Origin of the sequence: Oceanobacillus picturae (assembly GCF_000612865.1) — a bacterium.
Taxonomy (GTDB): Bacteria; Bacillota; Bacilli; order Bacillales; family Amphibacillaceae; genus Oceanobacillus_B; species Oceanobacillus_B jordanicus.
The window spans coordinates 1-12,549 of sequence record NZ_CCAX010000004.1 but is presented as its reverse complement, the minus strand read 5'-3'; the positions used below and the strand labels follow the sequence as shown (position 1 = coordinate 12,549).

General features: G+C 39.3%; 14 protein-coding genes. 10 read left to right on the top strand and 4 right to left on the bottom strand.

Going from position 1 to position 12,549, the window contains the following annotated elements:
• Positions 1 to 60: 60 nt before the first annotated feature.
• The gene (locus tag BN988_RS16910) at positions 61 to 1,116 is read right to left on the bottom strand and encodes a glycosyltransferase (protein ID WP_051558078.1); all 1,056 of its coding nucleotides are present in this window, start codon (positions 1,114 to 1,116) and stop codon (positions 61 to 63) included.
• Entirely contained in the window at positions 1,106 to 2,449 is a 1,344-nt protein-coding gene (locus tag BN988_RS16905) for an O-antigen ligase family protein (protein WP_036578360.1), read from the bottom strand. The genes BN988_RS16910 and BN988_RS16905 overlap by 11 nt, the downstream gene beginning before the upstream one ends.
• Before the next feature lie 118 nt (positions 2,450 to 2,567).
• Here BN988_RS16905 and BN988_RS16900 point away from each other — a divergent pair, with 118 nt between their 5' ends.
• Together BN988_RS16900 and BN988_RS16895 are read left to right on the top strand one after the other, a co-directional pair.
• Complete coding sequence (locus tag BN988_RS16900) at positions 2,568 to 3,677, top strand: glycosyltransferase family 4 protein (protein WP_036578358.1); 1,110 nt, start codon at positions 2,568 to 2,570, stop codon at positions 3,675 to 3,677.
• An 18-nt stretch (positions 3,678 to 3,695) separates the two neighbouring features.
• The gene (locus BN988_RS16895; RefSeq protein ID WP_036578356.1) at positions 3,696 to 4,748 is read left to right on the top strand and encodes a glycosyltransferase family 4 protein; all 1,053 of its coding nucleotides are present in this window, start codon (positions 3,696 to 3,698) and stop codon (positions 4,746 to 4,748) included.
• A gap of 123 nt (positions 4,749 to 4,871) precedes the next feature.
• On the opposite strand, the gene BN988_RS16890 is transcribed toward BN988_RS16895, so the two are convergent.
• The gene (locus tag BN988_RS16890) at positions 4,872 to 5,924 is read right to left on the bottom strand and encodes an LCP family protein (protein WP_036578355.1); all 1,053 of its coding nucleotides are present in this window, start codon (positions 5,922 to 5,924) and stop codon (positions 4,872 to 4,874) included.
• Between the two features lie 196 nt (positions 5,925 to 6,120).
• Here BN988_RS16890 and BN988_RS16885 point away from each other — a divergent pair, with 196 nt between their 5' ends.
• The 7 genes from BN988_RS16885 (at position 6,121) to BN988_RS18755 (ending at position 10,874) form a co-directional block, all read left to right on the top strand.
• A complete protein-coding gene (locus BN988_RS16885) occupies positions 6,121 to 6,852 on the top strand; it encodes a WecB/TagA/CpsF family glycosyltransferase (RefSeq protein WP_036578354.1) in 732 nt (243 codons plus the stop codon).
• Between the two features lie 147 nt (positions 6,853 to 6,999).
• The gene (locus BN988_RS16880) at positions 7,000 to 8,385 is read left to right on the top strand and encodes a sulfatase family protein (RefSeq protein WP_036578352.1); all 1,386 of its coding nucleotides are present in this window, start codon (positions 7,000 to 7,002) and stop codon (positions 8,383 to 8,385) included.
• Positions 8,386 to 8,402: 17 nt separating this feature from the next.
• Positions 8,403 to 9,365, top strand: a complete 963-nt coding sequence (locus BN988_RS16875; protein WP_036578350.1) for a formylglycine-generating enzyme family protein — start codon at positions 8,403 to 8,405, stop codon at positions 9,363 to 9,365.
• Between the two features lie 236 nt (positions 9,366 to 9,601).
• A complete protein-coding gene (locus BN988_RS16870) occupies positions 9,602 to 10,018 on the top strand; it encodes a hypothetical protein (RefSeq protein ID WP_036578349.1) in 417 nt (138 codons plus the stop codon).
• A gap of 93 nt (positions 10,019 to 10,111) precedes the next feature.
• Positions 10,112 to 10,336 (top strand): DUF1659 domain-containing protein, encoded by a 225-nt coding sequence (locus tag BN988_RS16865; RefSeq protein ID WP_036578348.1) that lies wholly within the window; start codon positions 10,112 to 10,114, stop codon positions 10,334 to 10,336.
• 34 nt (positions 10,337 to 10,370) lie between these two features.
• Complete coding sequence (locus BN988_RS16860) at positions 10,371 to 10,589, top strand: DUF2922 domain-containing protein (RefSeq protein WP_036578347.1); 219 nt, start codon at positions 10,371 to 10,373, stop codon at positions 10,587 to 10,589.
• 147 nt (positions 10,590 to 10,736) lie between these two features.
• Entirely contained in the window at positions 10,737 to 10,874 is a 138-nt protein-coding gene (locus BN988_RS18755) for a YvrJ family protein (RefSeq protein ID WP_081779491.1), read from the top strand.
• Between the two features lie 363 nt (positions 10,875 to 11,237).
• Here BN988_RS18755 and BN988_RS16855 read toward each other — a convergent pair whose 3' ends face one another.
• Complete coding sequence (locus tag BN988_RS16855; RefSeq protein WP_036578345.1) at positions 11,238 to 12,254, bottom strand: nuclease-related domain-containing protein; 1,017 nt, start codon at positions 12,252 to 12,254, stop codon at positions 11,238 to 11,240.
• An 85-nt stretch (positions 12,255 to 12,339) separates the two neighbouring features.
• On the opposite strand from BN988_RS16855, the gene BN988_RS19005 reads away from it, so the two are divergent.
• A partial coding sequence (locus tag BN988_RS19005; RefSeq protein ID WP_197027434.1) for a hypothetical protein occupies positions 12,340 to 12,549 on the top strand: 210 nt, incomplete at its 3' end.

The window sequence follows — 12,549 nt, the reverse complement described above, 5'->3', positions numbered from 1 at the left end:
CACCTCTAATAATATCCTTTCACAATAGTGAACAGTTTAGACCTAATGCAGTCTTTTATTTTACTTTGCTACCATCCGAAATAGTGTGTGAAAAGGGGAGGGCAGATACCTGGTTAGTTCTTTAATAAAAAATAGATAATACAACCCATTTAATGACTGTTTCTTAACAAGATAGAGAAAAATTTTCACCTGCAATGCTTGATGATCTTGGATGATGCCATGATCCACACGCTCTTTCATAATGACTCGAAGTTGCTTTTTTCTTTCCTGTTTACTTAAGGGACTGCTGCGGTGAAATAGATTACTACATGCATTAATGGAAGTCGCAGTCATGACCGTATTAAGCTCTAATCTGTTTTCGGCTGTGTATTTTTCTTGACTCTTTAAAAATTGCCGAACGCTTTCTTGAAGGAATTGTTGTTTGGAATAGAATTCGTCTATATACCCTCTAGACAGCGACGTATTTCCGTGTGACACGTAAGTATATAGAGGATCGGCGAGTATGTAGACAGACGAGCAGACTTGTAGATAATCCAGATTAAACAGTAAATCTTCCCCCATGCTAATGGTTTCATTAAAACGGATTGCATGCTCGCGTATGAGTGAAAGAACGTATAGTTTATTACATGGCGAGGGGAGCAGAATCTCTCGATATAATGCTCCGAAATGTTGCAGAAAAGCGGGTTTAGAGAATTTTCCTTCCATTTTAGGCACATGCGGAATAGTTACCGGCTTTTTCCCCCTTAACTGAGCATGGTAGCCACAAAGGACAAGATCAGTATCCAATAGTGTGCACTCAACCAGCTTTTCTGTCATCGTTGGATGAACATAATCATCTGCATCTACAAACTGAATAAAATGCCCACTAGCCTTACTGATACCTGTATTCCGGGCAGAGGAAGGCCCTTTGTTTTGTTGGTGAATAACGGAAACCTGGGAGTGTTTTACTGCAAGCTCGTTACATATTTCTCCACTATTGTCTGTCGAACCATCGTTCACAAGAATAACGTCAATTTGCTTATAAGATTGCTGTAAGATGCTTTGCACACAATAACGCAGCTCCTTTTCAGCATTATATACAGGGACAATAATACTTACCACATTGTTAAGAGACATTTTTTTCAGCTCCCAGCAGAATAATGACAAGGGTTAAATAGGACATAACAGAAGGTGCTAGTAGAACATGCCCTGCCAAAAAAGAAATACCCAAACAGAGGAAGATTGTGACTGCTAATAAAAAAGGTGGTGCACGAAGCGGGAATAAACGTTTTACCAGCATGAAACCCAACCACCCAAAAGGAATGAGGAGGATAATACTGCCTATCACCCCGTATCCGAAAAACAGATCAAATAAATCCATTTCGACCAACTTAGCAGCTCCTTCCTCATAATCTCCCGCATACCCTAGGCCAAATGCTTGTCTTATTGGGCTGGCATTTTTAAAATCCTGATAGGTTTCTCGAAGGTAAATATCACGTGAGCTCAGTATTCGATTCAGCAAACCAACCCTATTTCCTGATTGTTCCAATTGCAGGGAAGGCTGTTCTTGATACTTTGGCCCTGTTATCTGCTCGGTATTTTCACGTATTGGACTGAGCGGAATAAGTACAATTAGTAAGAAAGATAGAAACAATAGCAGGAGATGCCTTCTATCCTGCCAAAATCTAATATTTTCTTTCATAATATAAATGAAGGCACTAACGATTAAAACAACTCCCCCTAAAAAGGCTGTCTTCGTACCAATAGTCGGTACCATGGCTAGCAGCAAAATGAAGGCAACCCAAGTTATAGCTTTTGGCTTGAAATGTGTGATTTTAGTTATCAGGATACCCAGCAAACATAGAATAATGACACTTAATTCATTTGCTGAAAAAAACCAGCCAGCGTACCCCTCGCCTGTGAAATAATAGCTCTCTCGGCTCGTATTCGTGATAATAGCTAACCAATAAGCGATGCCAATAATAAGGCTGATAAGTTCAGAAACCCGATATAAATTCTGTTTAGATATGTAAAGTCCTACTAACACGATTGCTGTTGTTGCCAACGTCAGGAAATAGGAAGTTTTCATTGCAAAATTAATCTCCTGAAACAAATTCATTTGCGGCTTATATAGGTAATTAATCAAGAGACTGATTAGAATTACAGCAAAAGGTAGGAGAAATAAAAGTAGTTGGCTTTTTCCCCTTTTTATATGCCAAATGCTCAGCATGATGAACAGTCCAGCCATAAGAAAAGTTCGTACAAATGCACCAACGGAAATAGGTAATTCCTGTGTAAAGGCTGTCATTAAATCTAATAAAGGTTGGATCAGAAAAAATATAAACAACATTTGGTTTATCGAATCTTTTTTTATTGGGAAATAATTCATCTTTATGTCCTCGACTATAATCTTTTTAAGGTAAACGTAATCAACCTCATAATAAATGTGCAAAGTTAAACACGCTTGCATGCTATAGGCCCTCCATACAGTAATGGTCAACTTTCACATTTCTATTCAGCGCCATTATAATTCTCCCACCAGTTGGTTATATTGATGTATTAATAACTCAACAGAGGTGGCTATTAACATGAAGGTGTTACATTTAAACGCTGGGAATGAAACTGGCGGAGGTATGCATCATATTCTTGGTCTTATGAAGGAATTAAATCGAGATCAGTTTATACTTGGAGTATTAGAACGTGGCGAGTTATTGGAGAGAGCGGAGAAAGAAGGTATAAATACCGTTTATTTTACTTGTAATACAAGGCTTAGTCTGCCATTAATACGTAAGATAAGAGCATATATCATAGAGCAAGAAATAACGTTTATCCATACACACGGACCGCGAGCCAATGTTTATGCCAACATGTTAAAAAGGTTAGTGCCATTTCAGTGGATTACGACAATACATAGTCACCCACTTCACGATTTTATGGGGCGTGGAATGTATGGAAGATTACTCTCCCGCGTACATATAAATGCAGTGAGACGTGCAGATAAACTAATTGCGATATCGGATAATTTTAAAAAGAGCTTATCTGAGATTGGAATTACTTCAGAAAAAATTGTAACAACGTTAAATGGCATTGATTTTAGTGAATGTGATCGAAATACATATTCGAAAAAAGAATTTGGTATACCAGATAATGCTTTTCTTTTATTGATGGTTGCAAGGCTTGAGCCGGTAAAAGGACATGAATTAGCGTTGAAGGCATTCGCAAAGCTTCTACTTAATAACAATGATTGTCACTTAATGCTCGCAGGGGATGGGGGACTAAGAGCGAAGTTGGAAAAACAGGCGATTGATTTGGGCATTGCATCGCATATACACTTTGTCGGACATCGGGAGGATATTGATTGTTTCTATGAAATGGCAGATGTCACCATGCTTACCTCTTTTAGTGAGAGCTTTCCCTTGGTATTACTGGAGTCTGCTAAGGCCGGAACACCTGTTATCGCAACAGATGTTGGGGCAATTGGGGAGCTTATTATGGACAAGTCATATGGATGGCGGATTAAGCCGAATAACGTCAGAGAACTTCACGCAGCAATGCTTGATGCATTATTTATGTATCGAAAGGGAATGTTACCTTTAATAGGTTCAAAGCTACAATCTCACGCCGCACAAAAATTTACATTGGAGAAGTTAGCAGAAAACATATATAATGTATATCTAAGCATGAAAAAAATAGACTGACTAGAAGAGGTGGGCTAAGTGGTAAAAATAGTGCTATTAGCCTTTATTAGTACGCTGCTATCGTTATTCATAACACCAATTGTTATTAAATACGCAAAAAAATTGAATGCAACCGATAAACCAAACCACCGTAAAGTACATACGGACCCTGTCCCAACATTGGGTGGATTAGCCATTTATATGAGCTTTCTAATAGGGTTGGTTATTCTCCAACCAGTAAGTGAATACCATCTTTCTATTGTTGTGGGAGCCTCGCTAATGGTTGGGTTAGGGTTTTTGGATGATATCTTTGATCTTTCTGCAAAGTTAAAGTTTATCGTGCAAATTTCCGCAGCCTGTATCGTGGTCTTCTGGGGAGGGCTTCAGGTTGAATTTATTAATCTCCCATTTGGTGGGCAGATCGAGTTCGGTATTTTAAGTACAATCATTACGATCTTTTGGATCGTGGGAATTACAAACGCGATCAATTTTATTGACGGGCTAGACGGACTTGCAGCAGGTGTATCATCTATTGCGCTTTTTACTATCACGGTAATGGCCGTCATGATGGGACATCTTTATGTAGCAACCGTGGCTTTAGTTCTTTTCTTTAGTGTTCTCGGCTTTTTACGGTACAATTTTTTCCCGGCGAAGATATTTATGGGGGATACTGGGGCTTTATTTCTCGGATTTATGATATCTGTCTTGGCGTTATTAGGGTTTAAAAATGTCACGATTATTTCTTTTATTATCCCGATATTTATATTAGGGGTTCCGATTTCGGACACCTTAATTGCCATGGTACGAAGGTATATTAATAAACAACCGATGTCGAGTCCGGACAGTTCTCATTTACATCACAGTCTCGTGAAATTCGGGATGACACACAAACAGACCGTACTGTTTATTTATGCGCTGAGCGCAATGTTCAGCTTGGCAGCCATTTTGTTTTCCATGACGACAGTATGGGGTTCAATTTTAATCTTTACCGTCGCTCTGGTAACCCTTCAGGCGTTAATAGAAAATCTGGAACTTATAAATAGTGACTATAAGCCATTAACAAATTTACTTAAAGGATTTCGGCAAAAATAAAAAGGAACTGACAGTCACGTTGCTGTCAGTTCCTTTTTCACATGGTTGAAATGTCTTTAAGCCAGAAAGCAACGACGAAGTAAAAAAACTCCCATTCGCTCATCTAGAGAATGGGAGTTTTCATTAATATGGACTGGAGTTTTCCTCCGAAGTTGTCGAACCGTCTGTGCTGTTGACTGTACTGCTACTCGGGGTTATGCCCAAATGACTCTGTAATGTTTGTTTTGTCTCTTGCAAAGCAACTTGATCTAATTGCCAATAATAAACGTTTCCTGGTTGGTAATCATTTCCTTCAAGGCTTAACGTTTCAAAGTTCAAGTTTTTACCTGCTGTTCCATAAGATATAAAGCTCTTCATTTCACTGAAGGTCATATTCGTCGTCATGTTACTTCCTACAGCATCGATCACATCATCGTATTTCAATACGGAGTTAAGAGAAGCTGCTTTTTTTACTACCGATTTAATGATTTCTTGCTGTCTTTTTCCACGTTCAATATCATTATCTTGCTTTCTTGTTCTAGCAAGCGCAAGTGCTTCCTCCCCATTCAGTTGCTGTTCGCCTGGAAGTAGGTGAATCGCTCCTGCCTGGTCTTTAGAGTTTTGCTCTTTTAATTCATAAGGAACATCAACATTTATGCCATCTACCGCATCTACCACATCAATGAAGGCTTCGAAGTTGACCTTGACATAGTAGTCAATCGGAATATCTAAGAGATTTTCCACTGTATCAATCGTAGCAGTCGTTCCTCCACGAGCATGTGCGTGGTTTATTTTGTCTTCCCGGCCAATTTCCGGAATATAGACATAAGAGTCACGCGGAATACTAAGCAACTTCACACTATCATTCTTTTTGTTTAGTGTAGCAACCATTAATGTATCGGTACGAGAGTTGTCTGCATTTTGGCGAATGTTACTAGCATCCACACCCATAATTAACACGGAAACGTTATCTTTTGTAGGGTCTACTGCTGCTTCCCTTAATTCCGATTTTTCTCTTCCATCATCTTCATAGGAATTTGAAAATACACTGTCTGCTTTTATATATAAGTAAGATGCATAGGACACCCCTGCAAGAATAACGAGGAGAGGTATCAGAATAAAAAAAGCGCGCTTTTTGAGCCGTCTCCTTTTCTTTCTTCTTACCACACGAGTTTGGTTTGTTTTATTATATGACATGCTTTATATTCACCCTTATTTTAAAATAGAAAAACGTAACATTTAATGTTATCATAATTTCATTAAGAATTTTAGTTAATTACAAAACTAAGCTTAATTTTACTATGAATACTTGGTTTAGTAAACAACATTTGTATTACAATTTTGTAAGTTATATGTATTAGACGTTAAATAGGGATGAAAGGTTGCACATAAAATGATAGATTCGAAGGATTTTGTGAAAATAATGGATATCCCTTTCTTGAATAAGACGAAAAAGGATGCATTGAATCATTACATATTCCCGCGTCTTAACAAACAACAAAAATGCTTTATCGTGACAGGAAATCCGGAAATTGTAATGAAAACAAGGGAAGATCCTACATATAAGCAAATCGTGCTTTCTGCTGACTATGTAATTCCAGATGGCGCGGGGATTTTACTAGCAGCAAAGCATATAAAAGAGCCGATTCCAGAAAGGGTATCTGGTTTGGACGTTATGATGGACCTTCTTTCTTTTGCAGAAGTGCAAGGCTTACGTTGTTTTTTTCTTGGAGCGAAGGACTATGTTAATGAAAAAGCAGTACTAGAAGCGGAGCGGAAGTATCCTAACCTCAAAATTGCAGGGCATCATCACGGATATTTTGAATTAGAGGACCCTGCTATTGTGAAAAAAGTTAAAGACAGTAATCCAGATATAATTTTTGTTGCTTTAGGGCTTCCACGACAAGAGGAATGGATTTCCAAGCATATTGATGAATTTTCTAAAGGGTTGTTTATGGGTGTCGGTGGAAGTTTTGATGTATTAGCAGGAAATGTAAAGCGCGCACCTGATTGGATAATTAAGTTGAATCTGGAGTGGCTATATCGTCTTATAAAGCAGCCATATCGGTTTAAACGAATTATTAAAGTGTTTGAGTTTATATTTCGTTTTTATCTAAAAAAATAAGTGATTTTCATGAGAGCCTGTTAGAAGTAGTCTAGCAGGTTTTTTTATTATTTACTTAAAGATAGTAAGAAACTGTGCTAACATATTGATAGGGAAGCGTATTTTTTAAATTTAATATGTAATCGTTTACAAAAAGGGAGGATATACATGACACAGCAACCGAATATTTTATTCATTATGAGTGATGATCATGCGGCACAAGCAATTAGTGCGTATAACAAGACTTTAGTTGAGACGCCAAACATTGATCGTATTGCAAAGGAAGGCAAGCGTTTTGATAATGTGTATTGTACCAATTCACTATGTGCGCCAAGCAGGGCAACAATTTTGACAGGCAATTATAGCCATGAAAATGGGGTGCGCGGGTTGTCAGAGCCGTTTGATGGAAGACAGCAGACATTTCCGAAGCTCCTACAGGAAAATGGATATGAAGCAGCCATTATTGGAAAATGGCACCTAGGTCAAGGCGGGTATAGTGATCCAACTGGGTTTGATTACTGGAATGTGTTTCCGGATCAGGGAGATTATTACGACCCTGTTATGAACGAAATGGGAGAAGATATAAAGAGAGAGGGATATGCCACAGATATTGTGACCGATCTCTCGTTAGATTGGCTTAGTAAACAAAAAAATGAAAAGCCTTTCATGATGATGGTGCATCATAAAGCGCCACATCGACCTTGGAATCCACCTGAAAAATATAAAGATTTATTTGCCGATAGGGAGTTTCCAGTACCAGAGACGTATGATGATGATTATGCTAACAGAGCAAATGCAGCGAAGATAGCAGACATGCGCATTGAAGACTTGAATGAAGAGGATGTTAAAGGAACACCACCGGAGGGGCTCAATCCTGCAGAGGTAAAGGATTGGAAATACCAGCGCTATATTAAAGATTATTTACGCTGTGTCATCTCGATCGATGATAATGTTGGCCGGCTGCTCGATTACCTTGATGAAGCAGGTCTATCAGAAAATACAATTGTTGTGTACACCTCTGATCAAGGGTTCTTTTTGGGAGAGCATGGCTGGTATGATAAACGGTTTATGTTTGAGGAATCTTTGCAAATGCCGTTTGTAATGCGCTATCCGCAAGAGATTAAGCCGGGTAAAGTATCGACGGACATGATTATTAACAATGACTTTGCGCCAACCTTTTTGGACTACTGTGGGGTGGAGGCCAAAGAGAGGATGCAGGGGGAAAGTTTCCGAGCAATTGCCAAAGGGGATAAACCAGAAGACTGGCGCGATGCAGTGTATTACCGTTACTGGGAACATTTAACGATCCATAATGTAACCGCCCATTATGGGGTACGAACAGATCGGTACAAGCTTATCTATTATTATGGTGACCCACTTGATGTCATTGGAGCAGTTCCAAAACCAATGGAGCCGGAATGGGAGCTATTTGATCTAGAGAAGGATCCGCTTGAATTAAAAAATGAGTATGATAATCCGGCATACGCGGAGACGGTGATTGAATTGAAGGACAAGCTTAAGAGATTAAGAGAACAATATAATGAAACGGTCTAGTAGGATAGGTGAAATAAATGAAGAATACAGAAGTTCGCGGATGCTGTGCGGCATCTAGAGGGGAAAGTATAAAAAAGTCGGATCCTGTCCGTATGCCTTTCAGGACAACTGGCAGGACTAATCCCCAGGAGGACATGATCCTCATTAAAGGTGGTAAATTTTTAATGGGTACACAGGAAAAGGCAGGGTTTCCTGAAGATGGGGAGGGGCCAATTCGCAATATAAAGGTGAATTCTTTTTATATCGATCCCCATACGGTAACGAACGGATCGTTTGCTAGATTTGTAGAAGAAACGGGTTATCGAACAGAGGCGGAGCAATATGGGTGGTCATTTGTCTTTTATAAACTGGTTAGTGAGACCACGGCAAAAAAAGTGAAACAAAAAGTTGCGCAGACACCGTGGTGGCTTGTTGTAGAAGGAGCAACATGGGATCAGCCAGAGGGACCAGATTCGAATATAGCTGATCGCATGGACCATCCCGTCATTCATGTCTCCTGGAACGACGCCATGGCATACTGTGAGTGGGCTGGGAAACGACTTCCTACAGAAGCGGAGTGGGAGTACGCCGCGAGAGGTGGTCTTGAGCAGAAGACCTATCCATGGGGGAACGAGCTTACTCCAGAAGGAAAGCATCAATGTAATATCTGGCAAGGAGATTTCCCTAAAGAAAATACAGAAGAAGATGGCTATGTAGGGACAGCTCCGGCAGCCTCTTTTCCACCGAATGGCTATGGATTATACAACATGGCTGGGAATGTATGGGAATGGTGTTCCGATTGGTTTGCCACCAATATCCATAAGCGAGGGGGAAAGGATAACCCAACAGGCGCAGAGACGGGGACAAACAAAGTCATGCGGGGAGGCTCTTATCTATGTCATGATAGCTATTGCAATCGCTACAGGGTTGCCGCCAGAACTGCGAACAGCCCTGATAGCTCGACAGGGAATATTGGTTTTCGTTGTGTGATGGATGTATGAGACAATGCAGATTATCCCTATGAGTCAAGCATAATAAACAAAGAGCCAAGAGATCCTTGGCTCTTGCCTATATTTGAATTATATGATTCCATATACCTACAATTTTCTACCCCATATTGCAGAATATGAGGGAAAATTCAGTAATATATGCTCTTATCAAACAAAGATGCCTCCCTTATAATGAGGGGAATAGAACCAATCACAATAGAAACTTAGTTTGATGATGGGGTGTAAACATGAGTTCTCTTTTAGTAATTAATAGACAAATCTCCGCGATAGAGGAAACACTTTATCGTCTAGAATTGCAATTAAAAGCAAAGCGAAATGATATAGAATACTTAGCTTTAGGCCTCACTCATTTATATGATTATATGGAAGAATATACCCAAAATAAATCCTATCAGTCCACTTCAAAACCACAAAGTTCCATATGTAAGGAAAAGCAGGCAGAGATCTTTAAATTCCTTCAATTAGAGGAACTTCCCGCCACCCATTCTCCTATTTATAATGACAAATTAGTAAAAACCATCCGTGAGTTAAAAGAAAGAATCCGTGAAGAGAAGCAAAATCTTGTCAGATTAAAAAAGCACATCGTTACCCATGAAAATGAATTACACTATCTGCAATTTGAACGAAAAAGGAAATTATCATAGCCAGACATCTCCTAATAAGGAGGTGTTTTTTTCTTGATGCCACCCCCTCATGGTCCTTGTATTCGATTATAAGGGTGAAGGGAGGTGACAAACATGGCAGTAGCAGAATTAATGAATTCCTCATTACGACTTGTTTTTGAAAATGGCATTGACGAAGATTCAGGCAATCCATCATTCAAGACAAAAAGCTTTACCAATGTGAAAGGATCAGCCACTGCTGATCAACTTTATGCCATTGCAACAGCAGTAGCAGCTTTACAGGAGCTTCCACTTTACAACATTGAACGAAATGACAGCTCCGATATCATCGAGGAGTAATGGGAGCAAACATTAAAAGAAAGGAGGGGAAGGAATGAAAAAGCTAGAGCTTAAATTCACTAACTTTGATGGGAAAACAGTCACGTACTCACTGGATCAACCTGTTGAACCAGTTGACACAGAAGCTGTCAATGCGGCAATGGATGAGATCATCGCCCAAAATGCATTCACATCTACTGGTGGTGATATCGTTGCTAAGAAAAGCGCCCGCGTAGTCGATCGAACAGTAGAAGAAATCGATCTTGGACTATAACATTGGATTGGGAGCAGACCAGTGGCCATGCCTCTGGTCTGCTTTTTAAAATTAGCGGGGTGAGCGTGACTCTCTCTATCTGCTTGGTTGAAAGGTTGAAGGATGATTGGGAGAGTGAGCGTAAACGAGAGGATTGGAGGTATTCAAATGGAAACATGGATTCCCTTGCTGACAGATGTCGGTTTTCCCATTGCCGTCACCTTTTATTTGTTGCACCGCATTGAAGGAAAGCTAAACCTGCTCATCGAATCAATTCATGGATTACCAGGAAAACTGAGAGAATGAAGAAAGCCGGAACTCCTTTTGGGGAAGTTCCGGTTTTTGGGGTGGGGTGTGGGTTGGTTGGGCCATACGGGTGTTCCAATCGATGTCAAAAGAGGTCCAATCACTGCGTAATGAGCGCCAATCAATTATATGAGAGGTTCAATCAATCGCACGAGTGCTTCAATCGATGCCAAGAGAGGTCCAATCAACAAGTAATGTATGCCAATCAATCATACGAGACGTTCAATCAATCACACGGGCGCTTCAATCGATGCCAAGGATCTTCCAATCAAAGCGTAATGGACGCTAATCAATTATAAGAGAGATCCAATCAATCACATAAGTTCTACAATCAAAAGAATTAGCTCGTATAAATGGAGGTGATTATTCGAATATATTGTTGCTAGGAAAAGGAATGCCTTTATCTTGAGGGTAGGTTTGAATAGGAGGGGAGTGGTATAATCTGTATCGATTTTTACCGGATTGTTGTAATTTCATGCCTTTTAAAAGGAGATATGCTGTACTTGGCGAAGGTATATTCAATAATTTTCGACACTCCATATTAGTAATAGTTGGCTTAAATAATAAGAAGTGATCCAAAATTACTTGCTCGTGCGCAGTAAGGGATGTATTTTTACATTCGTAACAGATCCAAGTCTTGTTCTTTTTCTTCATTAGAGAGTTAACACATTTTGGACATGGCACACCTTGTATTAAAAATTCAGGAGATATTTTATAATACTCAAGAAGGTCTGGGACGTAATCTACGTGATGTGAAAGCAGCAGTTTATATAACTTGTTTTGGGCAGAATGGTTCAATCTTTGTTCTGAGTATCCTTTAAAAATTCTTTCAAGATGAAAGTGAATGCTTTCTGAGTGAATTAATTGATTGTATATTTGGGGATCTTCTTGAATGTTTTGGATTGAAGTGGCGGGATTACTTGATATAACTAGTGTATCTATTGGTAGATTCATAGAGTAGTTTTGCAACCAGTACGCAAGGTTTCTTTTTTGTGTGTTTGCCTGTTGAATAGGATCTTTATAAACTGTCTTTTTACCATCTGCATGTTGAATAAATTGCTTTTGAAGGGAGTCATAACTTAATTCACCTTTAAAATTTTTAATTTCTAAAATGATTAAGTTATATGGGGTGATGAGGAGTGTGTCAATTTGAAAGTAGTGATTATAATTGTTTAATCGAAGATCTTTAATTATAAATATATTTTCCTCGCGAAAGTTTGATAGTGTATAGTCAACTCTTTTCTCTCCTAAATATCCAGCGTAGTACCTCCCGTAATCCTGAAGGAAAACCTCGTTATCTTTGTATTCTTTTTTTAATCTGCGGTGTAAAGCCTCATAAGCCAAGAGTCGGTAAGACTTCAAGCGCGGTTTACTAATCAAATTTATCCCACCTTTCTATATTACTAATAAATTCTCTATTCAATGCTAAATTCCTTTATTTTATCTCAAAGGGAGCTTCAGTCGATTGAATAGTGCCTCTCCAATCCACGGGAAAGGATCGCCAATCAATCAAACAGAGCTCCCAATCAACAAGAAAGGATCGCCAATCAATCAAACAGAGCTCCCAATCAACAAGAAAGAATCGCCAATCAATCAAATGAGTCTCCCAATCCACGAGACAGGATCGCCAATCAATCAAACGAGACCTCCAATCAACAAGAAAGGATCGCCAATC

What these genes read in the sequence shown, in the direction of transcription:
- BN988_RS16880 (WP_036578352.1), top strand. Translation starts at nt 7,000, where the DNA reads ATGACACAGCAACCGAATATTTTATTCATTATGAGTGATGATCATGCG.
- BN988_RS16870 (WP_036578349.1), top strand. Translation starts at nt 9,602, where the DNA reads ATGAGTTCTCTTTTAGTAATTAATAGACAAATCTCCGCGATAGAGGAA.
- BN988_RS18755 (WP_081779491.1), top strand. Translation starts at nt 10,737, where the DNA reads ATGGAAACATGGATTCCCTTGCTGACAGATGTCGGTTTTCCCATTGCC.
- BN988_RS16875 (WP_036578350.1), top strand. Translation starts at nt 8,403, where the DNA reads ATGAAGAATACAGAAGTTCGCGGATGCTGTGCGGCATCTAGAGGGGAA.
- BN988_RS16860 (WP_036578347.1), top strand. Translation starts at nt 10,371, where the DNA reads ATGAAAAAGCTAGAGCTTAAATTCACTAACTTTGATGGGAAAACAGTC.
- BN988_RS16900 (WP_036578358.1), top strand. Translation starts at nt 2,568, where the DNA reads ATGAAGGTGTTACATTTAAACGCTGGGAATGAAACTGGCGGAGGTATG.
- BN988_RS16890 (WP_036578355.1), bottom strand. Translation starts at nt 5,924, where the DNA reads ATGTCATATAATAAAACAAACCAAACTCGTGTGGTAAGAAGAAAGAAA.
- BN988_RS16910 (WP_051558078.1), bottom strand. Translation starts at nt 1,116, where the DNA reads ATGTCTCTTAACAATGTGGTAAGTATTATTGTCCCTGTATATAATGCT.
- BN988_RS16885 (WP_036578354.1), top strand. Translation starts at nt 6,121, where the DNA reads ATGATAGATTCGAAGGATTTTGTGAAAATAATGGATATCCCTTTCTTG.
- BN988_RS16865 (WP_036578348.1), top strand. Translation starts at nt 10,112, where the DNA reads ATGGCAGTAGCAGAATTAATGAATTCCTCATTACGACTTGTTTTTGAA.
- BN988_RS16905 (WP_036578360.1), bottom strand. Translation starts at nt 2,449, where the DNA reads ATGCAAGCGTGTTTAACTTTGCACATTTATTATGAGGTTGATTACGTT.